Raw genomic sequence first — 23,254 nt, 5'->3', positions numbered from 1 at the left:
TGCTCAGGCCTGCTCTTCTTCGGTCTCCACATGCGCCACCCGGGCGCCTGCCTTGTTGGATGTCACCACCCCCAGCGACTTCAGCTTGCGGTGCAGTGCCGAACGCTCCATGCCGACAAAAGACGCGGTGCGGCTGATATTGCCGCCAAAGCGGTTGATCTGGGTCAGCAGATACTCGCGCTCGAACGCCTCCCGCGCCTCGCGCAGCGGCAGGGTGGCCAGCGCGCCGGACAGCACCACCCGGCCCTCCTCCTGCGGCTTCTCCTCCTCGCGCGGCAAGTCCTTGGCCTCGATCGGGCCGCTGCCGTCGCCCAGGATCAGCACCCGCTCCACCAGGTTCTTCAGCTGCCGCACGTTGCCCGGCCACAGCATCGTCTGCATCAGCGCCACCGCCTCCTCGGTCAGTTCGCGCAGCGGCAGGCCCTGCGCCTCGTTGAACTGGGCGATGAAATGGCCGGCCAGCAGCGGGATATCCTCGCGCCGGTCCGCCAGCGACGGCACCGCCACCGGCACCACGTTCAGCCGGTGGTACAGCTCCTGGCGGAAGGTGCCGGCCTCGATTTCGGCGTCCAGATCCCTGTTGGTCGAGGAGACCACCCGCAGGTCGACCCTGATCTTATCAGAGCCGCCGACGCGCTGGAACTGCTGGTCCACCAGCACCCGCAGGATCTTGGACTGGGTGCCCAGCGGCATGTCGGCGACCTCGTCGAAGAACACCACCCCGCCGTGCGCCTGCTCCAAAAGGCCCGGCTCCACCCCCCGCTCCGCGGACTCACGCCCGAACAGCACCTCTTCCATCCGGTCGGGCTCGATGCTGGCGCAGTTCACGGTGATAAACGGCGCGGACGCCCGGTTCGAATTGGCATGGATGTAGCGGGCGGCGATTTCCTTGCCGCTGCCGGCCGGGCCGGTCAGCATCACCCGGCCATTGGACTTGGTCACCTTGTCCAGCTGCCCGACCAGGGTGCGGAAGGCCGCGGAGGTGCCGATCATCTCTGCCGGTCCGGTATCCTTGCGCTTCAGATCCGTGTTCTCCCGGCGCAGGCGCGAGGTTTCCATCGCGCGGCGGATCACCACCATCAGCTGGTCGATGTTGAACGGCTTCTCGATGAAGTCATACGCCCCCTGCTTGATCGCGGCGACGGCGATTTCGATGTTGCCGTGGCCGGAGATGATCACCACCGGAATATCCGGGGTGTCTCGCTTGACCGCTTTCAGGATGTCGATGCCGTCCATCTGGCTGTCCTTCAGCCAGATATCCAGGATCATCAGCGCCGGCTGGGCCTCTTCCAGCTGGGCCATGCATTCATCGGAACTGCCCGCCTTGCGGGTGGCATAGCCCTCGTCCTCCAGGATGTCCGAGATCAGCTCGCGGATGTCGCGCTCATCATCTACAATCAGAATGTCACTCATGTCAGACCTGCTTTCACTGTGCTCTTGTTAGGCGCCGCCGCTTTGGCCGCGGCGGGCAGGCGGATCACCGCCATTGCGCCGTTATGCGCGTGTCCCTCAAACACCGGGGCGTCTTCCAGCGTCAGCGTGCCCCCGTGCTCCTCGATGATTTTCTTGACGATCGGCAGCCCCAGCCCGGTGCCCGCGTCGCGCGTGGTCACATAAGGCTCGAACAGCCGTGCCCGGTCTTCGGGCAAACCGATGCCGTTGTCGGCAATCCGGATTTCATAGGCATTGCCCGCCTGCTCGGCCGAAACCCGGATTTCCGGAACCAGCCCCTCGGGCGCGCCTTTTTTCTGCAGGCTTTCAATTGCCTCGCCTGCGTTCTTGATCAGATTGGTCAAGGCCTGGCCAATCATGGTGGCGTCCAGATCCGAAGGCATCGCCGCCTCAGGCAGCGATGCGGTGATCCGCACACCCGGCTGGCCCTGCTGCTGCAGGATCACCGCGTCCCGCACCAGCTTGGCCAGATCTTCCTCGCGCCGCTCCGGTTCCGGCATGCGGGCGAATTTCGAAAACTCGTCGACGATGCGGCGCAGGTCGTTGGTCTGGCGCACGATCACATCGGTCATCGATTGCAGCTGGTCGCTGTTTTCCTCGCCCAGCTTCGGCGCGAACTTGCGCTTGATCCGCTCCGCGCTCAGCTGGATCGGGGTCAGCGGGTTCTTGATCTCATGCGCAATCCGGCGCGCCACGTCGCCCCAGGCCGCCATCCGCTGGGCGCTGACCAGGTCGGTCACATCGTCAAAGGCCACAACATAGCCTTCCAGGCCGCCCTCGCCGGAGCGGCGCGGCGACATCCTGACCAGCAGGTTTTCGAGCCGGCCCTGACGGGTCACCTTGATCTCTTCCTGCACCACCTCGGCGCCGGTTTCAGCCAGCTCGGCAAACAGCGGCCCGAATTCCGGCACCGCCACCGCCAGCGCCAGCGACTGCTGATCCTCCTGCCAGTCCAGCAGGCGCTCGGCGGAACGGTTCACAAAGGTCACCCGCCCGTCCGCGTCCAGGCCGACCACGCCGGAGGTCACCGACGACAGCACCGAGTCGAACAGGCGGCGGCGCTGTTCGATCTGCCGGGTATTGTCCAGCAGGCGGCCGTGCTGCGCCTTCAATTCACGGGTCATCTGGTTGAAATACTGGCCCAGCTGGGAAATCTCGTCGCCGCGGTCGTCAATCGGCACCTGCACATCCAGATTGCCGGCCCCGACCCGCTGCGCTGCCACCGTCAGCCGTCCCACCGGTCGCGACAGCCGTTCGGCGAACCACATGCCCAGCCACATCGCCGCCAGGATCAGGATCACCGCAAAGCCGATATAGAGCAGCGCAAATTCGAACAGCACCCGGCCGCGTTCGCTCTCCAACTGCTGATAGAGATGCGCCGTTTCCTGGGTATCATCCAGCAGGTTCAGCAACTCGCCGTCCACATCCCGGCTGATGTACAGAAACCGGTCGACAAAGGCGTCAAGCCGCACCAGCGCGCGGAACTCGCTGTTGTCCCAATCCTCGATCAGCAGCAGGCCGTCATCGCGGGCGGCACCGATCTGCCGGTTGTTCGGCTCCTCGAAATCGAACTCGTAAGAGCGCTCCCCCCGCGCCCGGATCTGCCCGGCGCCATCAACGATATAGGCTTCGCGCAGCCCCCGCTGGACTTGCAGCTGGCCCTGCGACAGCACCAGCCGCAGTTCCGCGTCGTTGATGAAGAAACTGCGCGCGCGGCTGTTGTCGAGGAATCGCGCCAGCGCGCGGGCGTCCTCGGTCAGGTCGTCTTTCTGCTGGGCCTGGTAGGCCTCGGCTGCGGCCAGCGAGCTGCCGATCACCTGGCGGACCCGCTGCGAAAACCAGCCCTCAAGCCCGACGTTCACGGTGAGCACCGCAAAGACCGCAACGATGACAGTGGGGATCAGCGCCAGAAACCCGAAGGCCCCGATCAGCCGCAAATGCAGCCGAGAGCCCGCGGATTTCGACCGCCGCGCTGCAAACAGGCGCACGATCTGGGCCATCACCAGCGCAGCAATGGTCAGGATGTAGACCAGGTCTGCCAGCAGGATGAGCCGCAGCGACCGGGACGACGCGCCCTGCCCCAGCGGACCGATGATAAGGAATGTTGCCAGCGCCAGAACCGGCCCCAGCACCACCAGCCCGATGGTCCCGATATTGCGGGCCCGGCGGGTTCTGCGCCACCTGTCCAAGGCGGCAAACGGCCCGTATGCCGCCCTCAGATGTGACTTATGCGCCACTGACTGCCCTCATCCTGATGTGCGACTCTTTGCGAGTCACCGCCATATCTCGTGGCTCTGCCTAGGAAATTCACGGCACGGCCACATTTCTGTGGCGATATTACATCAGTTTGCGGCGGCGTGTCACCTCAATATCCAGATCGGTAATCTTCTTACGCAGGGTATTCCGGTTGATCCCCAGCAAATCCGCGCATTTTGCCTGGTTGCCTCCGGTTGCAGCCAGGGCGATTTCGATCAAGGGCGTCTCCACTTCGCGCAGCAGCCGCATATACAGGCCCGGCGGCGGCAGCATGTCGCCGTGCAGGTCGAAATAGCGCTGCAGATGGCGGCCCACGGCTTCCGACAGCTTCTCGTTCGCCAGCCCCGCCACGGCAGGCTGTGCCTCCGCCTGCGGCCCCAGCACGGCCTCGGCATCGGCCCGGCTGATCTCCTCGCTGCGCGCGGTCAGGGCCAGCCGCCAGACCGTGTTCTCCAGCTGCCGCACATTGCCGGGCCAGGCAAACCGGCGCAGCACCTCGCGCGCGTCCTCGCTCAGCTGCCGGTGCGGCGCGCCTTCGTTTTCCGCCTTGATCAGGAAATGCTCCGCCAAGAGCGGGATATCCTCCACCCGCTCGCGCAGCGCCGGGACGTGCAAGGCGGTGCCGCAGATCCGGTAATACAGGTCCTGACGCAGCTCCCCGGCCTCCATCGCCGCGGCCAGATCCTTCTGGCTGGAGGCGATGAAGCGCGGCGCGTGATCGCCCGGCGCATCCATCATCCGCACCAGGCGCGCCTGCGCTTCCTCCGGCAGGTCGGCCAGCTCATCAATCACAAGGGTGCCGCCCCTGGCTTGGGCCAGCAGCCGCGCCGGGCCTTCCAGCTCAATCATTGCGGCAGCGTCCGCATGCACCAGCGGCAGGGTCCGCCGGTCTGAGAAATCGTGAATTGCCTGCGCGATCAAGGATTTGCCGGTGCCGCTTTCACCGGTGATCAACAGCGGCAGATCGGTGTTCATCACCCGTGCGATCAGCCGGTAAAGCGCCTGCATCACCTCGCTGCGGCCGATCAGCGGCAGCTCTTCCGGGCGCTCCCGCGCCTCCGCCTTCGCCGCGGCCGGTGCCACCCGCTTGGCGGACAGCGCCTTGGCGGTGCGCTTCATCAGCTCCGGCAGGTCAAAGGGCTTGGGCAGGTAATCATAGGCGTCCGCCTCCTCTGCCTTGATCGCCGTCATGATGGTGTTCTGCGCGGAAATGACGATTACCGGCAGGCCGGGCCGGTCGGCCTGGATCTTGGGCAGCATCTCCAGCCCGTTCCCGTCCGGCATCATCACGTCCGATATCACCACATCGCCCTTGCCCTCGCCGACCCAGCGCATCAGCGTCGTCAGCGAGGAGGTTGCATGCACCTTGCAGCCTGCGCGGGTCAGCGCCTGGGTCAGAACAGTGCGGATTGTGCGGTCGTCGTCAGCGACCAGAACGGTGCCGTCCATGGATCAGCTCTCCTGCGGTTTTGCATCGCGCGGCACGCGCGACAGCGACAGCCGGAACACTGTGCGCCCGGGAACCGAGCTTACCGATATCCAGCCATTATGCTCCGAGACGATCTTGCTCACCAAAGCAAGGCCGAGCCCGGTGCCGTTCTCCCGGCCCGAAACAAACGGGTCGAAAATGTCATCCCTGATGTTTTCCGGCAGCCCCGGCCCATCGTCGGTGATCTCGATCTGAAGGGGCAGCAGCTTGCCGGTTCCGTCGCTGCGACGCAGCCGGAAAGAATGTTCATAGAAAGTGCGGATATGAATGGTTCCGCCTTTTGGATCAGCCGCTTCCGAGGCGTTCTTCAGCAGGTTCAACACCACCTGCAGCAGCTGGTCCGCATCGCCCCAGGCCATCGGCAAGGAGGGGTCGTATTCCTCGGAGATGGTCATATGGGCGCCGAACCCCAACAGCGCCGAGCGCCGCGCACGGTCCAGCACGTCATGCAAGTTCACCGGCTTGAAGTCCGGCTCGGTCAGGTTGCCGAACTGCTCCACCTGCTCCAGCAGTTTCACGATGCGGCGGCTTTCGCTGACGATCAGGTCGGTCAGCTCCAGATCTTCCGGTCCCAGCCCCATGCTCAAGAGCTGCGCCGCGCCGGTGATACCCGCCAGCGGGTTCTTGATCTCGTGCGCCAGCATCTCCGCCATGCCGATGGCAGAGGCAGCCGCGGATTTGGCGGAATGGGTCTGCGTCATGCGCCCGGCCAGTTCCCGCGGGGTGACCATAAGCAGCATCACCCCCTCATGCCCCTGCAGCGGCGCGATCTGCACCCCGCACTGCAGCGGCGCCCGGCTGCCGGAGCCGACGTCGATGTCGTTCACGAACAGCGGCGTGCCTTGCACCCGGGCGCGGGCAAAGGCCTCCTCGATCGGCGCGTCGATGGCCAGCGTGTCCCAGACCGGCTGCCCCGTCAGCGCCTTGCGCGAGGTGTTGAGGAACCCCTCGCCGGCCGCATTCACATCGGCGATCTTGTCCCAGGCGTCGATCAGAAAGGCCGGCACCGGCAAAGAGGCCCACAGAGCAGTGCTGTCCATCATGCGGCGGCCTCCGGTCTTTGTGCGCTCAGCGCCTCCGGCAGCAGGGCCAGCACCTCTTGCGGGTTCTTCTCCGTCAGCACTGCGCGGCGCATGGCGGGGCCGGTTCCGGCCTCATCCATGTACCAGCCCAGATGCTTGCGCGCGACGCGCACCCCCAGATCCTGCCCGTAGAAGTCGAGCATCGCCCGGTAATGATCTGAAACCATTTGAATAAATGCATCCCCTTCCGGGATTTCCGGCGCCGGAGCTCCCCACAGATGATGGGCCACCTCCGCCAGAAGCCAGGGCTTTCCTTCAGCCCCGCGCCCGATCATCACGCCATCGGCACCGGACTGCTCCAGCGCCTGCCGCGCAGTTGCCGTGTCCACAATATCGCCATTGGCCAGCAGCGGCACATTCACCGCGTCCTTGACCGCCCGGATTGCCGCCCAATCGGCGGAGCCCTTGTAGAACTGGCAGCGGGTGCGGCCGTGGATCGTCACCATCTGCACCCCGGCCTCGCAGGCGCGGCGCGCCACGTCCGGTGCGTTCAGGCAGTTGTCGTCCCAGCCCAGCCGCGTCTTCAGCGTCACCGGCACGTCCACGGCGCCGACCACCGCCTCGATCAGCTTTAGCGCGTGGTCCGGCGTCTTCAGCAAGGCAGAGCCGGAATAGCCGTTTGTCACCTTTTTTGCGGGGCAGCCCATGTTGATGTCGATGATCCGTGCGCCCTGCCCGGCGACCTGTTTCGCGGCCTCGGCAATCCAGTATTCGTCACGCCCCGCCAGCTGCACCGCGGTGTTCTCCACATCCGCGCTCAGCTCGGCCCGCTCGCGCACGCCGGGCTTGGCCTGCACCATCTCCTGGCTTGCCACCATCTCGCTCACCATCAGCCCCACACCAAAGGAGCGGACCAGATCCCGGAACGGCCGGTCGGTGATTCCCGCCATCGGCGCCAGTGCGATGGGTGGAGACATGGAGGTGGTTCCAAGCGTGAAGGACAACTGCCTAATCCTTGTGCAACTGAGAGGTTTTTACCCGAAGCTTCTGCTATGCAGCAATGAATTGCGCCTCTGCAAGCCGCTCCCGGCCTTCATTTGCCTATTTTTTAATCACATTCCGCCGGGTGATTGCCACTTCCCGCGCCACCTCATAAACAATGAGCGAACTTCCGCACGAGGACCGCATGACCACAGCCGCCCTGATCGTCGCCGCCGGCCGCGGCATCCGCGCAGGCGGCGGCACACCCAAGCAATGGCGCCCGCTGAAAGGCCGCCGGGTGATCGACTGGACCCTCGAAGCCTTTGCGCGTGCGGGCGTGGACCTCATGGTTCTGGTGCTGTCAGCGGATGACACCGCCGCTTGGGAGGAATTCGCCGGCAATCCCAACCTGATCCTGGCTGAAGGCGGTGTAGAGCGGGCCGCCTCCGTCCTGAACGGTCTCAAAGCGCTGGCGCCGCACAACGTGGACAAGGTGCTGATCCACGACGCTGCCCGGCCCTGCGTCAGCCCGGCCCTGATCCACAGCATTCTCAACGCCTTGGACGAAACACCTGCCGCAGCCCCGGCGCTTGCAGTGACTGATGCGCTGTGGACCGGCGCGGATGAAACCGTCACCGGCACCCAGGACCGCAATGGGCTGTTTGCCGCGCAGACGCCCCAGGGTTTCCGGTTTCAGGACATTCTAGCGGCACATCTTGCCCACCCCGGCGGAGCCGCCGATGATGTCGAGGTGGCGCGCGCTGCAGGGCTTGACGTCCGCATCATTCCGGGGGAGCCGGACAACATCAAAATAACCCGCCCCGAGGACTTCACCCGGGCGGAACGCATTCTGGGAGCAGACATGGATATCAGGCTTGGCAACGGTTACGACGTGCACCGCTTCGGCCCCGGCGACAGCGTGATCCTGTGCGGGGTGGAAATCCCGCATGAAAAAACCCTGCAGGGCCACTCCGACGCCGATGTCGGCATGCACGCCGTCACCGACGCCATCTATGGTGCGCTGGCGCAGGGCGACATCGGCCAGCACTTCCCGCCGTCCGATCCGCAGTGGAAAGGCGCTGCCAGCGAGATTTTCCTGCGCCACGCCGCCAACCTGGCGCGCGAGATGGGGTTCACCCTGTCGAACGTCGACTGCACCCTGGTCTGCGAATACCCCAAGGTTGGCCCCCACGCCGCCAGGATGCGTGCCGTAATGGCTGAAATCCTCGGCATCGGCGCAGACCGAGTGTCGATCAAGGCCACCACGTCGGAACGCCTCGGCTTCACCGGCCGCGGCGAGGGCATTGCCGCCATCGCCACTGCAGCACTGGTGAAACCATGAAGAGATCGCGCCTGGCTTTCCTGATCGGCACCGTCGGCGGCATCGGCTACCTGCGGCCTGCGCCCGGCACCTGGGGCTCGCTTGCCGCCCTGCCCATGGCCTATGCGCTGCACCAGCTGGGCGGGTTCCTGCTACTGGCGCTGGCGACCGTGATCTGCATGATCGTTGGCGTCTGGGCAGCAGAAGCGATGACCCGCAACCGCGAGAACATGGACCCCTCGGAATTTGTCCTGGACGAGGTCGCAGGCCAGTTCACCGCGCTCTGGGCCGTGTCCTATCCGGCCTGGGCGCATGATATCGAGATCACCGCGCTGTGGCCGGGCTGGATTGCCGCCTTTGTGCTGTTCCGCCTGTTTGACATCCTGAAACCCGGCCCTGTCGGCTGGGCCGACCGGCAGAAGGGCGCGACCGGCGTGATGATGGATGACATTATCGCGGGTATCCTGGCTGCCATCTGCGTTGCCGCGCTTGCCTTTCTGTCGCACGGCGTCCTGGGAATGTAAGCATGGTCACGGATGAGCTGATCAGACGCGCAACAGCCGCAGGCATCACCATCGCCACCGCTGAGAGCTGCACCGGCGGCATGATCGCCGCGGCGCTGACGGACATCCCGGGCTCCTCCGCCGTGGTCGACCGCGGCTTTGTCACCTATTCCAACGCCGCCAAGATGCAGATGCTGGGCGTCAAGGCGGACACGCTGGACGCCGAGGGCGCCGTCAGCGAGGAGGTCGCCGCGGAAATGGCCGAAGGTGCGGTCCGGAACGCGGGTGTCACCCTGGCCGTCTCCGTCACCGGTATTGCAGGCCCCGGCGGGTCGGAGTTCAAGCCCGAGGGCCGCGTCTGCTTTGGCCTGGCCCGCGCAGGCCGGCCCGCCACAACGGAAACCGTGGAATTCGGCGCCATCGGCCGCGCCAATGTCCGCGCAGCCACCCGTGACCACGCACTGGACCTGCTGGCGCAGGCCGTTTCCCAAATCGAACGCGAAACGGGCAGCTGACCCGCTGCGGCGCTCAATTTTTCAGCATTTGCAAAAAAGCCCCGTTTTTGTGCGCCCTCCGCACCTCTGCCGCTTTTTTCTGCGCCCGGACTGCGCTTTCTCCTGACCGCACCGGTTATTGAGGGGAAGGAACAATCGGATGAACGGAGCGGATACCGCATGGATCATTGTGGCCACGGCCCTGGTCCTCTTCATGACATTGCCAGGACTGGCCCTGTTCTACGGCGGCCTTGTGCGTGCCCGCAATGTGCTCAGCGTCTTCATGCATTGCTACGCCATTGCCTGTTTGATGAGCGTTCTGTGGCTGGCCTTCGGCTATACCATTGCCTTTGGAAGCGGCACGTCAGGTATCTGGGGAGGTCTGGACAAGATGTTCCTGAACGGCGTCACCGCCGACAGCCTGTCCGGCACCCTGCCTGAGGTTCTGTTCTTTGCCTTCCAGATGACATTTGCCATCATCACGCCCGCGCTGATCGTCGGCGCCTATGTGGAACGCGTCGGCTTCGGCTTCGTGCTGGTGTTCTCCGGCCTCTGGATGCTCTTGTGCTATGCGCCGGTGGTGCACTGGATCTGGGGCGGCGGCTTCCTGGCAGACGGCGGCATTTTCGGCGACACCGGGGTCAAGGATTTTGCCGGCGGCATCGTGGTGCATGAAACCGCAGGCCTCGCAGCACTCATCATCGCCTTCTTCCTGGGCCCGCGCAAAAACCGCACCATCCCGCCGCACAACCCCGGCTATGTGATGATTGGCGCCGCGATGCTGTGGGTCGGCTGGTTCGGCTTCAACGGCGGCTCGCAGCTGGCCGCTGACGGCGGCGCGGCGATGGCGCTGACCGTGACCCATATCTCCGCTGCCACCGCGTCGCTCAGCTGGGCGCTGTGGGAAAAGATCAAATACGGCAAAGCCTCCCTCGTGGGCTTGGTCACCGGCACCATTGCGGGCCTCGCCTCGATCACTCCGGCCTCCGGCTTTGTCGGCCCGATGGAGGCGCTGATCATCGGTGCCATCGCAGGCGTGCTGTGCCAGGAGATGGTCAACCTGGTGCGCAACAAGATGCAGATCGACGACACCCTCGACGTCTTTGCCGTGCACGGTGTCGGCGGCATCTTCGGCACTATCATGATCGCAGCCTTCGGCGCCGGCGCCTGGGCCGCGCAGCTGGGCGCGCTGGTTATCGTCGGCATCTTCACCGTGGTTGTAACCATCCTGCTGGTAAAGGTCTCCGCAGCGATCACGTCCCTGCGCGTGGATCTTGAAAGCGAGACCAACGGCCTCGATCTCTCTGTTCACGGTGAGCGCGCATACGACATGAACAGCTGACCCCGGCTATGACGAATGCCACCACTCACGGCAGACGGTGCAATTTCCGCACCGGACGGGTCCCTTCGGGGGCCCGTTTTCCGTTACAGATCAGCGGCTTCAGGACAAAGATTCCAGCAGCCATGCCTGTTCCAGCGCATTGCAGCGTTCTCCGACACGGCCACCCGCTGCGCGCTCCTCGATCAAGGTGATGCCATGGCTGCCCTGGTACAGCGCCTGCACGGCTGATCCCGGCACCGAAAACGGCGGCCCGTCCATCAGGGACTGGTCATAGTCAAAGCCGATCAGAAGCTGCCTGGCAGTGCCGGTGATCCGGTTCAGATGCGCGGCATAGGCCTGCCGGTCCTCCGGTTTCACGGCAACCAGCGCCGCCCGGTCATAGACTGCATCAACCTGCCCGAGATGCGCCGGCGACAGGGCAAAAAAATCACCGGCGTAGAGGGTCAGTTCACCTGCCTGAAAGCGGATCAGGCCATCCTGCCTGGACACCTCCGGCGCCAGCTCCAGCCGCGCAAACACCTCTTCCACCGCGCCCTGATTGAACTCCACACCGGTCACACGCAATCCCTTGGAAAGCAGCCAGTCCAGGTCCAGCGCCTTGCCGCAAAGCGGCACAAAGACGGATTGACCCGCCTCCAGTCCAAGCCGGGAAAAATGCCTGGTCAGCAAAGAGTTGGGTGCGGCCTCATGAAACCCGATCCGGTTCTCGCGCCAGCGCGCCTGCCAGAATTCCTGCTCCATTGCGGGGTGCTCCTTCCGAGGGAAATGACGAATTCAGCCGTTGATACGACTTGAAGCCCGCTTGAGGTCAACAGGTATCTCGCCCCGCTGAGCTTCAGCCGTACAATTCCGCCGCCCGCCGCTCAAACGCACGCACGATCCGCTGCATCGCCTCGTTGAAGACCACCCCGATGATGCTTTGCAGAACCGCATTCTTGAATTCGAAATCGACGAAGAAGTCGACGTCGCAGCTGCCGTCCTCGCGCGGGGTGAAAATCCAGTTGGACTTCATGTAGCGGAACGGGCCGTCCAGATACTCGGTGTCGATTTTTCTCTCATCCGGATAAAGAGTTACCCGGCTGCCAAAGCGTTCGCGGAAAACCTTGAAGGAGATCACCAGATCCGCTTCCATCACCTCAGCATCGCCCAGCGGCGCACGGCTGCGGATGCGGGCGGCAGCGCACCAGGGCAGGAACTTAGGGTATCGCGCGACATCGGCCACCAGATCGTACATCTGCTGTGCCGAATAGGGCATCTGGCGGGTTTCCGAGTGTGTGGGCATCTGTCCGCTGATTTTCTGCTACAATTACCGGGCGTGATGTCCTATGTACGCGCGGGAAATTCAAGGGGGCAGCCATGACACAGCGTCCATATGTCATTGATGTGATGATCTCGGCCAAGGCAATCGCCGCGCGGATCGAGGAGCTTTGCGAGGAAATCCAGAAGGAATTCGGCAATACCGACAAGCTGGTCGTGGTCGGCCTGTTGCGCGGCAGTTTCGTGTTCATCGCCGATCTGGTGCGCGAGCTGGACCTGCCGATCGAGGTCGATTTCCTGGAGGCATCCTCTTATGGAGATGCCATGGAGAGCAGCCGGGAAGTGCGTATTCTCAAAGACTTGCGCGGCGCCATTGAAGGACGCGACGTGCTGGTCGTGGAGGATATCGTCGACACCGGCCACACGCTGAACCACGTCACCCACCTGCTGCAAAGCCGCAATCCGGCGCGGCTGAAATCCATTGCGCTCCTGGACAAGCCGTCGCGGCGCGAGGTGGATTTCCGCTCTGACTGGGTGGGTTTCGAGATCCCGGACGAATTCGTTGTCGGCTATGGCATCGACTATGCGCAGCGCAACCGGAACCTGCCGCATATCGGCAAGGTGCGGTTCACTGACGAGGGCTAACCGCCGCCCGAGCGCGGGCGGGGTTACCCGCCCGGCACCCCGAAATGCGGGCGGCACCCTGCGTGCACCCCCTGTGCACCCCCCGTACACCGCCTGATCCGCTTACCGGCAGAAATGCCACAGAATCCAGAAACCAGCGCGAAACAGGGAACCGGCGCAAGACCGCCGGTTTCGTCCCGCCGCCGGCATTTTCCGGCGCAGGGGATTTGCCTTTCGCCGCTGCCTCCCCCATGTGATGTTCAAACGCAGCGATCACAGGAGATCCGCAATGCAGAAGATTCTGACGGCAGCCGCCGCCGCGGCGATGACCCTGTCCCTTATCCCCGCAGCCTCTTACGCGGGGCCGCCGAAGTGGGCGCCGGGACACAAGAACAGCGCGTCTTACTACGCACCGGGCCAAGTGAAGAAGCGCCACGCCCGGCACGGATACATTCACGGCGACAATTGGGTCTATGTGGACGATTACCGCCGCTGGGGCCTGAACCCGCCGCGCGACGGGCACCGTTACGTGCGCCAGGACGACAAAATCTATGAGGTGGTCAAGGACACCCTGGCGATCATCGGCGCGGTTGCTGTTGTCGATGCGCTGGTGAACTGACGGTCAGCCAAGCACTTTCCTGACAGCTTGCAGAAAAATCCCGGCTCCGGCCGGGATTGCCGCGTCAGGGAAATCGAAATCCGGGTTGTGCAGCTGCGGCTGCGCTTCGCCGGAGCCCAGCCAGAACATCGCCGCCTTTGCGTGTTTGCCGAACTGGCCGAAATCCTCGGACCAGCGCTGCGGATAGTCCCGCATCTGCGCCGGATGCCCGGCTGCGGCACAGGCGGCCTGCAGCACTTCCACCGCTTCCGGGTGGTTGGTGCAGGCGTCGAAGACGTCGTCGAACCCGATAGAAAACCCCAGCCCCTCCGCCGCGCAGACCTGCTCCACCAATGCGGTGGCGTCTGCAATGAGCTGATCCATCCGCGCATCCGTCACGGTGCGCAAAGTGGCCCAGACCTCGCCCTCGCCCGGCGCAATGCCGAACGTGGCTTCGCCCAGCCGGGCGTGGGTCAGCGTGACGAGGGCAAACTCTGGTCCCAAGTCACCGCCGCTGGCGAGGGCCGCCAGCCCAGGCAGCAGCCGGGAAATGGCCCCAGCGGGTGATACCCCGTCCTGCGGCGCGGCAGCGTGGGAGGTTTTGCCGGTCAGCTTGATGCGCATCCCGCGGGAGGCGCAATTTGCTGCGCCAGAACACAAGGCCACCTGCCCCACTGGCAGCCCCGGCAGGTTGTGCAGCGAGAAAGCGTAGTCCGGTGCAATCTGCGCGAAAGCCGGATCGGCAATCACCGCCGCTGCGCCCTTGCCGGTTTCCTCGGCGGGCTGGAACAGCAGCACGGCGCGGCCCTTTGCCGGGCGCTGCGCCGACAGATCCTCTGCCAGCGCCGCCACCATCGTCATATGGCCGTCATGGCCGCACAAATGGCCGCGGCCTGCGTGGGTGGAACGGTAGGGCTGATCCGACAGTTCCTCGATCGGCAAGCCGTCGAGTTCACAGCGGATGAGGACCGCGGGGCCGTCTCCGCTGCCCTCAAAAACCGCTGCAACACCGTGGCCGCCAAGGCCGGTCAGAAGCTGATCGGGGTTATGCAGCCGCAGGTAATCCGCCACCATGGCAGCGGTCTTTTCCTCAGCGCCGGAGACTTCGGGAATTTGATGCAGGGCGTGGCGCAGCCGTGTCAGCCGCGCCAGGCGCTCAGGCGTCATGCCAGGCCCAGCTTCTTGTTGCGGGCCTCGCGCAGTTGGGCAAAGTCGTCGCCGGCATGGTAGGAGGAGCGGGTCAGCGGTGTTGCCGAAACCATCAGGAAGCCCTTGCCATAGGCAGCTTTCTCATAGGTCTTGAACTCCTCGGGCGTCACGAAGCGGTCCACCGCGTGGTGCTTGGGCGTCGGCTGCAGGTACTGGCCGATGGTCAGGAAATCGATGTCCGCGGCGCGCATGTCATCCATTACCTGCTTCACTGCCTGCGTGTCCTCGCCGAGGCCGACCATGATGCCGGACTTGGTGAAGATCGACGGGTCCAGCTCCTTCACGCGCTGCAGCAGGCGCAGGGAGTGGAAGTAGCGCGCGCCCGGGCGGACCTCAGGATAGAGGCCCGGCACGGTTTCCAGGTTGTGGTTGAACACGTCGGGCTTGGCTTCCACCACCGCCTCCAGGGCGCTGTCATCGCATTTGATGAAGTCGGGGGTCAGGATCTCGATGGTGGTCTTGGGGCTGCGGTGGCGCACGGCGCGGATGGTCTGGGCGAAATGCTCGGCGCCGCCGTCCTCCAGATCGTCGCGGTCCACCGAGGTGATCACCACGTGGTTGAGGCCCAGTTTCTCCACCGCATGGGCGACCCGGCCCGGCTCAAACGCATCCAGCGCGTCGGGGCGGCCGGTGGCGATGTTGCAGAAGGTGCAGCCGCGGGTGCAGATCTCGCCCATGATCATCATGGTGGCGTGGCCCTGGCTCCAGCATTCGCCGACGTTGGGGCAGCCCGCTTCCTCGCAGACCGTGGTCAGCTTGTTGTCGCGCATGATCTTGTGGGTGTCGGCATAACCTTTGCCGCCCGGCGCCTTGACCCGGATCCAGCTTGGCTTCTTGGGCTGAGCGTTGTCGGGACGATGCGCCTTTTCGGGGTGGCGCTGCTCCGGGATCTTGAGGTCTCTCACGTGGAATTTCCCTTCCGGCCTTTGGCGTTCTGAGCGGGTTTACCACAGCTGATGTGGCTTGGCACGGTCATATCGTCAACCCTGCCCTGCAGCTTTGTCATGGCTCAAACTCCGGAAATATGCCGTTTTCCTTTGCCAAAGTGACGCAGGGGAACACATAATCCCCGCAAGCATGGGATTTCGCCGCAGATCATTCAGGGAGGGACGCATGGCCAAGGAGCTGGAGAAGTTCAAGGCAGAGCACAAGAAGCTGGCTGCCGGCACCAAGAAATTCACCACGGCCGAGGGCGACAAGCTGAAAAAGCGGATCGGGATATCGCTCGGCAACGCCTGGGAGGGCGAGGATTATTTCCGCGAGAGCCTGGCCAAGGCGCGCAAGAACGGGGTGAAGTCCGAGAAACTGGCCGATTTCCAGAAGGACAAGAACTTCAAGGACGGGCTGACCACCTGGAACAAGGCCGTGGACATCCTTCAGGGCGACGTCGACGCGATGAAGGGGTTCTGCGCCGATGCCAAGGCGCATATGGCCAAGCAGCAGAACCTCTTGAAGGACATCGAGAAGGATCTGAAGAAACGGGCCAAGTCTTCCGGCTCCAAGAAGGACATCGAGGCGCTTCAGGGCGAGTTGGAAAAGGAGATGGCCGCGGTCAAGAAAGCCTCGGAGTACGAAGGCAAACTGAATGCGGCGCAGAAGCTGTACGCGGCGAATTTCCAGAAGAAGGTCAACGCCATCCTGAAGGAAAAGCCGGACAGCCATGACAAGAAGAAGGACGCAACCGAACTGCCGCAGCTGCTGGTGGACCGGAACCTGAAGAAATACGCCAATCAGGTCGGCGCGCTGGTGAAGGCGATCAACGCCCATTGCGTGGCCGCTATCGACAAGGCGGGCGAGGATCTGAAGGCCGCAGCGCCGGAGCTGAAGGCGGCGGCGGCGAAATACAAGGATCTGAAGAAGATCAACGACCAGTACCAGACCGCCAAGAAGAAGTTCCCGGGCGCCATCGAGGATTCCAAGGACAAGAAGAAGCTCTTGGCGACGCTCAAGAAGTTCAATGACCTGACCACAGCCGCAGAGCGCAAGCTGCGCGGCACCACGGTGACCATCAAGAAAGCTGCGGCGTAACGCCCCGCAGGGGTGGAAGATGCCGTTTTTGCACAGGTTTCCGGCGCTGGATTGCCGCATTCGCGGGTCGGCGGAGGAAACCTGCGCGCAATGCTCAGGGACATGTTGAAGCCAGCTTAGAATCATTTTAAGCCTGCCCGCCGAATACATCTTTTGATACAGGAGCAAGCTGAGATGAAAGCTGGCGTTAAGCTGCCCGACGTGACCTTCCACACCCGTGTCCGCGACGAGTCGATCGAGGGCCCGAACCCGTTCCGCTGGGAAGACAAGACCACCGCTGACTACTTTGCCGGCAAGCGCGTTGTGCTGTTCTCGCTGCCGGGCGCCTTCACCCCGACCTGCTCGACCTACCAGCTGCCGGGCTTTGAAAAAGGCTTTGCCGACTTCCAGGCCGAAGGCATCGACGCGATCTACTGCATGTCCGTGAACGACAGCTTCGTGATGAACGCCTGGGCGCGCGCCCAGGAGCTGGAGAACGTGGAAGTGATCCCGGACGGCTCCGGCGAGTTCACCCGCAAGATGGGCATGCTGGTTGCCAAGGACAACCTGGGCTTCGGCAACCGCTCCTGGCGCTATGCGGCCATCGTCAACAACGGCGTGGTCGAAGCATGGTTCGAAGAGCCGGGCCTGTCCGACAACCACGGGGAAGACCCCTATGGCGTGTCCTCCCCGGAGACCGTGCTGAAGCACCTGAAAGACGCCAAGGCAGAAGTCGCGGCCTAAGCTGCGCCGCCATATCAAGCACTCGAACGGGTCCGCGCAGCGGGCCCGTTTTCTTTTGCGGCGCAGCCAGGTTCAGCCGATCATCTCTTCCTCTTGCGGGCTGGCCTCGCCGTAGTACTCGGCCAGATGCTGCAGCGCGATGCGCAGCACCACTTTGCCCGATCTGGCCGGCCAGCCGAGGTTTCGCTCCGCCGTTTCCAGCCCCTCCAGATGGCAGCAGCAGCGCAGGGCAATGTCGCTGAGGCCTGCGCCCAGTTTCTGCAGCGCCTCTGTCATCCGCTGGTGCGCTGCCGCCGCCGCCTGGTGGCTGGTGCTGCGCATGGGGTGGCTTCCTTGGGCGAAATACAGCTCCTCCTGCATCAGGTGGCTGCTGATCTGCGCCAGCTCGAAGTCCTCGCGCAGCCGCCGCCCGGCCCGCACCATCGGCTGGGTGAGGAAGGATTTGCCGTCCTTGTCCAACAGCCTGGCCAGCATTTCCAGCGGCGTCTCGGCACCGCTGTAGCGAGATTTGCGGCCCATTCCGCCCGCCTCGGCAGGCTCCGGGGCCTCGAACGGCGCCTGCGCCTCGGCAAAACCGCCTTCCAGCCGGGCGCGGGCGCGGTTTTCCTGATCGGCAATGATCCGGTTCAGCGCGCTGCGGCCCGCGGCGGTGATCGAATAACGGCTGATCCGTCCCCGGCGCGTGCAGGCAATCCAGCCGGTCAGCGCCAGCGCCCCTGCCAAGGGGCGCGACACCGCCACCTTCTGCCCGTCGGCCTCCTGGCCTTCGCGCACGACCACGGCCATTTCCATGCCCTCGGCCGCGGCCAGAACCGCGCCGCCGCGGCTGAGCAGGGTCAGCACGCTGGCAGCCTCGCGCTCGAAACCCGACCTCAGGCTGCGGTTTGCGGCGGATGGACTATCGGGCTGCCCCGGTTTCGCAGCGGCGGACTTGTAGCGCCCGGCAAGATAAGTCAGCACCTCGTCAATCAGCGGGTCGTCCCGCAGGGTTTCCACCCGGCGCACCTGCCGCAGGATGGTGGAAGGATGGCAACCCGCCTTGCGGGCCAGCTGCCGGATCGGGCGGCCTGCCTCGGTGTGTTGAAGGTAGCGGCATGTTTCCAGCGGCACCCAGCCTGGAAAGGGTGCCTGTGTCATGTCTTGCATTCGTAACCCCCCGGTCGTGAGCCAGGCCGCCGGGCCAGCCGCACTCAAAGGTGCCTGCGGCCTGTCCCCTTGCGCCCGGCTGAATTTGGACAAAAGCGCGGATCGGACATCATTGTTTCCAGAAAAAACATAATCATCACAAAACGTACCGTTCGCCGGTCTCCCCCTTTCCGCAACACCACCTAGGGTTGTGTTATAGCAGAGCCTGCAAAGAGATAGGAAAGGAGAGCACGATGCAGGATGTCTTCACCCGGCTCACACTGCTTCGGCGCCCGAGGATTCTGGCGCGGGCGGCGCGGCTTGGCGCCCGGAACTATTGCCGCCAGCGCGACCTGCGCCGCATCCTGGGCTATGGCGAGGTGCCCAAGCCCGCTGCGGCGGTGATGCGGCTGCTGGAGCTGGAAGACGGGCTGAACACGGCGCGCCGGGACGGCGAGGCCGGCTATTCCCTGATCCGCCACGTGGATGTGCTGATCGCGCTGGCCGGCGAGGCCGGCTTTCTGCGCGCCAGGCCAAACGCAAAAACGGCGGCCCGTGCGGACCGCCGTTTTGCTGCGGCAGAGGGTGCGGCCCCCTGCCCCTGAGTTTCCGCCTCGCGCGATTACATGAACGCGTCGGGCATGGAGGCCTTCTTCTCGGCCACGTATTCGTCCAGCGCCTGCTTGATGGCAGGATCCAGAGCCGGCTGCTCATAGGTGGCCAGCAGCTTCTCGACCCGGTTGGAGGCCAGCGCATAGGTGTCGCGCGCGCCTTCCTCTTCCCACTGCTCGAACGGTTTGTAGTCGAGCAGGTCGGACTTCCAAAAGGCCGATTTGAAGTTGGCCTGGGTGTGGGAGCAGCCGAGGTAGTGGCCGCCGGGGCCGACTTCGCGGATCGCTTCCATCGCCTGGCCGTTCTCGTCCACCGCGATGCCTTTGGCGAGGCCATGCAGCGCGCCCAGCTGGTCGGCATCCATCACGAACTTCTCGAAGTCCGCAACCAGGCCGCCTTCGAGCCAGCCGCAGGAGTGCAGCATGAAGTTCACGCCGGACATCAGGCCCATGTTGAGCGAGTTGGCGGTCTCATAGGCTGCCTGCGCATCCGGCAGCTTGGAGCCGCAGAAGGAGCCGGCCGAACGGAACGGCACGCCCAGGCGGCGGGCCAGCTGGCCTGCGCCATAGGTGACCAGCGACGCTTCGGGGGTGCCGAAGGTCGGCGCGCCGGAGTTCATGTCGATCGAGGACACAAAGGCGCCGAAGATCGCAGGCGCGCCGGGGCGGCACAGCTGGTTATAGGCGATACCGGCCAGAACCTCTGCCAGCACCTGGGTCAGGGTGCCTGCCACCGACACCGGCGCCATGGCGCCGCCGACGATGAACGGCGAGATGATGCAGGCCTGGTTGTTCTGCGCGTAGACTTCCAGCGAGCCCATCATCACGTCGTCGAAGGTCATCGGCGAGTTGATGTTGGTCAGCGAGGTCATCACGGTGTTGTTCTGCACGAACTCCTTGCCGAACAGGATGCCGGCCATGTCGACGGAATCCTGGGCGCGGCTGGGTTCGGTGACGGAGCCCATGAACGGCTTGTCGCTGAGGGTCATATGCGCCATCAGCATGTCCAGGTGGCGCTTGTTCACCGGGATGTCGGTGGGTTCGCAAACGGTGCCGCCGGAGTGGTGCAGCCACTTGGACATATAGGCCAGCTTCACGAACTTGTTGAAGTCGTCCATGGTCGCATAGCGGCGGCCGCCGTTGCGGTCGCGCACGAAGGGCGGGCCGTAGACCGGTGCCAGAACCAGGTTCTTGCCGCCGATGACCACCGATTTCTCGGGGTTGCGGGCGTGCTGGGTGAACTCGGCCGGCGCGGTTTCGCACAGCTTGCGGGCCAGGCCGCGGGGGATGCGCACGCGCTCGCCCTGGACATCGGCACCGGCATCGCGCCAGCGCTGCAGCGCCGCCGGGTTGTCAACGAAATTGACGCCGACCTCTTCCAGGATCGTGTCCGCGTTGTACTCGATGATCTCCAGCGCTTCCTCGTTCAGGATCTCGAAGTTCGGAATGTTGCGCTCGATGTACTTGGCGGTCTCGATCTTGACGCTGGTGCGCTCGGCGCGGCGGGCGGCGCCGCCGCCGGAACCGCGGGCACGACGGCGCGGGGCTGCTTCTGTCATGGTTTATCCTCACCACAGGCATTTCATTGCGATGGGTATTATAGCCAGTGCGCGCGCCGCCGCCGCAGGATTGCGGCCATTCAAGTTGAAAAGCGACATTGCCGCTGCAATTTCCACCGTGCCGGTGGACTTTGGCATACCCGTTGCGGCCCTGATGCCGGTCTGCCGTTAAATAACGCCCAGCCCCCAGCATCGCGGCCAAACCCCCTTGCAGAAAACGCGTTCCTGCCCTATGGCGCGTGCATGACAGAGACATCCCATGACCGCCTTCTCATCATCGACTTTGGCAGCCAGGTCACGCAGCTGATTGCGCGCCGCCTGCGCGAGCTGAACGTCTATTGCGAAATCCACCCCTATCAGAATGTCACCATGGACTTTGTGCGCGAGTTGGCGCCCAAGGCGGTGATCTTCTCGGGCGGGCCGGACAGCGTGACCCGCGAGGGCAGCCCCCGGGCGCCGCAGGAAATTTTCGACTATGGCGTGCCGATCCTGGGCATCTGCTATGGCCAGCAGGTGATGATGCACCAGCTGGGCGGCAAGGTGGAAAGCGGACACGGCACCGCGGAGTTCGGCCGCGCCTTTGTGACCCCGACCGTTGACCGGCTGGAGCTGCTGGACGGCTGGTTCGCAAATGACGCCGACCGCGAGCAAGTCTGGATGTCGCACGGCGACCACGTGAGCCAAATCGCCCCGGGGTTCGAGGTCTACGGCACTTCCCCCAACGCGCCTTTTGCCATCACCGCCGATGTCTCCCGCAACTTCTATGCGGTGCAGTTCCACCCGGAGGTGCACCACACCCCGAACGGCGCCAAGCTCTATGAGAACTTCGTGCGCCTGGCCGGTTTCAGCGGCGACTGGACCATGGGCGCCTACCGCGAGCAGATGATCGAGAAGATCCGCGAACAGGTCGGCGACAAGAAGGTGATCTGCGGCCTGTCCGGCGGCGTCGACTCCTCTGTTGCGGCGATCCTGATCCACGAGGCGATCGGCGACCAGCTGACCTGTGTGTTCGTGGACCACGGCCTGCTGCGCAAGAACGAGGCGGAAGAAGTCGTCTCGATGTTCCGCGACAACTACAACATCCAGCTGATCCACGCGGATGAGAGCGACCTGTTCCTGGGTGAGCTGGACGGCCAGTCGGATCCGGAAACCAAGCGCAAGATCATCGGCAAGCTGTTCATCGACGTGTTCCAGAAACACGCCGACACCATCGACGGCGCCGAATTCCTGGCGCAAGGCACCCTGTACCCGGATGTGATTGAATCGGTCTCCTTCTCGGGCGGCCCTTCGGTCACCATCAAGTCGCACCACAACGTGGGCGGCCTGCCGGAGAAGATGGGTCTCAAGCTGGTCGAGCCGCTGCGCGAGCTGTTCAAGGACGAGGTCCGCGCGCTCGGCCGCGAACTGGGCCTGCCGCAGAGTTTCATCGGCCGCCATCCCTTCCCCGGGCCGGGTCTGGCGATCCGCTGCCCCGGCGAAATCACCCGCGAGAAGCTGGAGATCCTGCGCGAAGCGGATGCGATCTATATCGACCAGATCCGCAAGCACGGTCTGTACGATGACATCTGGCAGGCTTTCGTGGCGATTCTGCCGGTCCGCACCGTTGGCGTGATGGGCGACGGCCGCACCTATGACTACGCCTGCGCCCTGCGCGCGGTGACCTCGGTCGATGGCATGACCGCGGACTACTACCCCTTCAGCCACGAGTTCCTGGGCGAAACCGCCACAAGGATCATCAACGAGGTGAAGGGCATCAACCGCTGTACCTACGACATCACCTCGAAGCCTCCGGGAACCATCGAGTGGGAATGATCACGGGCGGCGCGGATTTCCCTGCAGAAACGGGGCAGTCCGCGGCAGTTTTAAAGAACGTTTAAGCAATTTGCGCCATCTTGAGCGGAACACCTGGCCGCCGGTTTGTAGCCGGCGGCCTTCTGCTTCAAGGCAAATGGAGGCGCAAAATGCCCGTGATCAAATACAAGGACGTGCTGCTGCACTTCGCGCATATTCCCAAGTGCGGCGGCACCTCTGTCGAGCGCTACGTGCAGGGCCTGAAAGGCGTCAGCCTCGCCTTCCTGGACGAACAATATGTGTCCAACCCGCCGCAGCAGCAGCACTGGAACATCTCTTCCCCCCAGCACATCGACGGGGAATCCCTGTCGCGGCTGTTCCCCAAGGATTTTTTCACCGCCTTTTTCACCATCGTGCGCCATCCGATTGCGCGGCTTGAAAGCGCCTACAAATTCCAGCGGCTGGTCGAGCGCCGGATCGGCAGCGACGAAACCCTGGACCAATTCGTCAAGACCCGCCTGCTGGAAAACGTTCTGACCAAAGGCTGGATGGATGGCCATTTCTATCCGCAGTCGGGCTTTTTCTATCCCGGCGCCAACTACCAGGTTTTCAAGCTGGAGGAGAACGGCGCGGAGCACGCCAAGGCCTTCATCGATGCGGCCCTGTTCAGCAACCCTGCCAGCCAGCAGATGACGCACAGCAACCACCTGCGGCTGCCCGACAGCTTTGACCCCGGCGACCTTGTTCTGAGCGACGAGGGCCTGGCCGTCGCCCAAAAGCTCTACAGCATGGACTTCGACAACTTCAACTACGACCGGCAACCGGCCGCACAGCCGCACCCCCAAGCGGCCGCCGGCTGAGGCGCAATT

The 23,254-nt window shown here is 64.1% G+C and carries 23 protein-coding genes; 11 read left to right on the top strand and 12 right to left on the bottom strand.

What is annotated here, in order from left to right; all coding sequences use genetic code 11:
- Positions 1–3: 3 nt before the first annotated feature.
- From KUW17_RS02150 to dusB, 5 genes are all read right to left on the bottom strand, one after another.
- On the bottom strand, positions 4–1,413 hold the full coding sequence (locus KUW17_RS02150; protein ID WP_222475578.1) for a sigma-54-dependent transcriptional regulator: 1,410 nt from the start codon (positions 1,411–1,413) through the stop codon (positions 4–6).
- Positions 1,410–3,689, bottom strand: a complete 2,280-nt coding sequence (locus KUW17_RS02145) for a sensor histidine kinase NtrY-like (RefSeq protein ID WP_222475577.1) — start codon at positions 3,687–3,689, stop codon at positions 1,410–1,412. Before KUW17_RS02145 ends, KUW17_RS02150 begins: the two co-directional genes overlap by 4 nt.
- 100 nt (positions 3,690–3,789) lie before the next feature.
- Entirely contained in the window at positions 3,790–5,157 is a 1,368-nt protein-coding gene (locus tag KUW17_RS02140; RefSeq protein WP_222475575.1) for a response regulator, read from the bottom strand.
- A gap of 3 nt (positions 5,158–5,160) precedes the next feature.
- Positions 5,161–6,240 carry a two-component system sensor histidine kinase NtrB gene (locus KUW17_RS02135; RefSeq protein WP_222475573.1) on the bottom strand — a complete coding sequence of 360 codons (1,080 nt, stop codon included), beginning with the start codon at positions 6,238–6,240 and terminating at the stop codon, positions 5,161–5,163.
- Positions 6,237–7,223 carry a tRNA dihydrouridine synthase DusB gene (gene dusB / locus KUW17_RS02130; protein ID WP_222475571.1) on the bottom strand — a complete coding sequence of 329 codons (987 nt, stop codon included), beginning with the start codon at positions 7,221–7,223 and terminating at the stop codon, positions 6,237–6,239. The genes KUW17_RS02135 and dusB overlap by 4 nt, the downstream gene beginning before the upstream one ends.
- A 182-nt stretch (positions 7,224–7,405) precedes the next feature.
- Between dusB and KUW17_RS02125 the strand changes: the two genes are divergently transcribed.
- The 4 genes from KUW17_RS02125 (at position 7,406) to KUW17_RS02110 (ending at position 10,860) form a co-directional block, all read left to right on the top strand.
- On the top strand, positions 7,406–8,542 hold the full coding sequence (locus tag KUW17_RS02125; protein ID WP_222476277.1) for a bifunctional 2-C-methyl-D-erythritol 4-phosphate cytidylyltransferase/2-C-methyl-D-erythritol 2,4-cyclodiphosphate synthase: 1,137 nt from the start codon (positions 7,406–7,408) through the stop codon (positions 8,540–8,542).
- Entirely contained in the window at positions 8,539–9,045 is a 507-nt protein-coding gene (locus KUW17_RS02120; protein ID WP_039187561.1) for a phosphatidylglycerophosphatase A, read from the top strand. Before KUW17_RS02125 ends, KUW17_RS02120 begins: the two co-directional genes overlap by 4 nt.
- A 2-nt stretch (positions 9,046–9,047) precedes the next feature.
- On the top strand, positions 9,048–9,539 hold the full coding sequence (locus tag KUW17_RS02115) for a CinA family protein (protein WP_222475569.1): 492 nt from the start codon (positions 9,048–9,050) through the stop codon (positions 9,537–9,539).
- Between the two features lie 139 nt (positions 9,540–9,678).
- Positions 9,679–10,860, top strand: a complete 1,182-nt coding sequence (locus tag KUW17_RS02110) for an ammonium transporter (protein ID WP_222475567.1) — start codon at positions 9,679–9,681, stop codon at positions 10,858–10,860.
- 99 nt (positions 10,861–10,959) lie between these two features.
- Here KUW17_RS02110 and tmpT read toward each other — a convergent pair whose 3' ends face one another.
- Positions 10,960–11,601 carry a thiopurine S-methyltransferase gene (tmpT, locus tag KUW17_RS02105; RefSeq protein ID WP_222475565.1) on the bottom strand — a complete coding sequence of 214 codons (642 nt, stop codon included), beginning with the start codon at positions 11,599–11,601 and terminating at the stop codon, positions 10,960–10,962.
- A 94-nt stretch (positions 11,602–11,695) separates the two neighbouring features.
- A complete protein-coding gene (locus tag KUW17_RS02100; RefSeq protein ID WP_222475564.1) occupies positions 11,696–12,142 on the bottom strand; it encodes a type II toxin-antitoxin system RatA family toxin in 447 nt (148 codons plus the stop codon).
- A gap of 74 nt (positions 12,143–12,216) precedes the next feature.
- Here KUW17_RS02100 and hpt point away from each other — a divergent pair, with 74 nt between their 5' ends.
- Both hpt and KUW17_RS02090 read left to right on the top strand, forming a co-directional pair.
- Positions 12,217–12,762 carry a hypoxanthine phosphoribosyltransferase gene (gene hpt, locus KUW17_RS02095; RefSeq protein ID WP_222475563.1) on the top strand — a complete coding sequence of 182 codons (546 nt, stop codon included), beginning with the start codon at positions 12,217–12,219 and terminating at the stop codon, positions 12,760–12,762.
- Between the two features lie 268 nt (positions 12,763–13,030).
- The gene (locus KUW17_RS02090; protein ID WP_222475562.1) at positions 13,031–13,360 is read left to right on the top strand and encodes a hypothetical protein; all 330 of its coding nucleotides are present in this window, start codon (positions 13,031–13,033) and stop codon (positions 13,358–13,360) included.
- 3 nt (positions 13,361–13,363) lie between these two features.
- On the opposite strand, the gene KUW17_RS02085 is transcribed toward KUW17_RS02090, so the two are convergent.
- Together KUW17_RS02085 and lipA are read right to left on the bottom strand one after the other, a co-directional pair.
- Positions 13,364–14,506 carry an amidohydrolase gene (locus tag KUW17_RS02085; protein ID WP_222475561.1) on the bottom strand — a complete coding sequence of 381 codons (1,143 nt, stop codon included), beginning with the start codon at positions 14,504–14,506 and terminating at the stop codon, positions 13,364–13,366.
- On the bottom strand, positions 14,503–15,453 hold the full coding sequence (gene lipA, locus KUW17_RS02080; protein ID WP_222475560.1) for a lipoyl synthase: 951 nt from the start codon (positions 15,451–15,453) through the stop codon (positions 14,503–14,505). The genes KUW17_RS02085 and lipA overlap by 4 nt, the downstream gene beginning before the upstream one ends.
- Before the next feature lie 208 nt (positions 15,454–15,661).
- On the opposite strand from lipA, the gene KUW17_RS02075 reads away from it, so the two are divergent.
- Positions 15,662–16,576 carry a hypothetical protein gene (locus KUW17_RS02075; RefSeq protein WP_222475559.1) on the top strand — a complete coding sequence of 305 codons (915 nt, stop codon included), beginning with the start codon at positions 15,662–15,664 and terminating at the stop codon, positions 16,574–16,576.
- Between the two features lie 174 nt (positions 16,577–16,750).
- Complete coding sequence (locus KUW17_RS02070) at positions 16,751–17,299, top strand: peroxiredoxin (protein ID WP_222475557.1); 549 nt, start codon at positions 16,751–16,753, stop codon at positions 17,297–17,299.
- Positions 17,300–17,371: 72 nt separating this feature from the next.
- On the opposite strand, the gene KUW17_RS02065 is transcribed toward KUW17_RS02070, so the two are convergent.
- Entirely contained in the window at positions 17,372–18,445 is a 1,074-nt protein-coding gene (locus KUW17_RS02065) for a DUF6456 domain-containing protein (protein WP_222475555.1), read from the bottom strand.
- A 233-nt stretch (positions 18,446–18,678) separates the two neighbouring features.
- On the opposite strand from KUW17_RS02065, the gene KUW17_RS02060 reads away from it, so the two are divergent.
- Positions 18,679–19,029, top strand: a complete 351-nt coding sequence (locus tag KUW17_RS02060; protein WP_222475553.1) for a DUF6477 family protein — start codon at positions 18,679–18,681, stop codon at positions 19,027–19,029.
- A gap of 17 nt (positions 19,030–19,046) precedes the next feature.
- On the opposite strand, the gene KUW17_RS02055 is transcribed toward KUW17_RS02060, so the two are convergent.
- On the bottom strand, positions 19,047–20,594 hold the full coding sequence (locus KUW17_RS02055; protein WP_222475551.1) for a trimethylamine methyltransferase family protein: 1,548 nt from the start codon (positions 20,592–20,594) through the stop codon (positions 19,047–19,049).
- A gap of 9 nt (positions 20,595–20,603) precedes the next feature.
- A complete protein-coding gene (locus tag KUW17_RS23275) occupies positions 20,604–20,732 on the bottom strand; it encodes a hypothetical protein (protein WP_261396933.1) in 129 nt (42 codons plus the stop codon).
- Between the two features lie 105 nt (positions 20,733–20,837).
- Between KUW17_RS23275 and guaA the strand changes: the two genes are divergently transcribed.
- On the top strand, positions 20,838–22,406 hold the full coding sequence (gene guaA / locus KUW17_RS02050) for a glutamine-hydrolyzing GMP synthase (RefSeq protein WP_222475548.1): 1,569 nt from the start codon (positions 20,838–20,840) through the stop codon (positions 22,404–22,406).
- Between the two features lie 149 nt (positions 22,407–22,555).
- Positions 22,556–23,245 carry a sulfotransferase family 2 domain-containing protein gene (locus KUW17_RS02045; RefSeq protein WP_222475546.1) on the top strand — a complete coding sequence of 230 codons (690 nt, stop codon included), beginning with the start codon at positions 22,556–22,558 and terminating at the stop codon, positions 23,243–23,245.
- The last annotated feature ends 9 nt before the right edge of the window (positions 23,246–23,254 follow it).

Origin of the sequence: Leisingera aquaemixtae, from assembly GCF_019801145.1 — a bacterium.
GTDB classification, from domain to species: domain Bacteria; phylum Pseudomonadota; class Alphaproteobacteria; order Rhodobacterales; family Rhodobacteraceae; genus Leisingera; species Leisingera aquaemixtae_A.
Note: the sequence above shows the minus strand (reverse complement) of the source record. Positions and strands in the feature narration are given on the sequence as shown.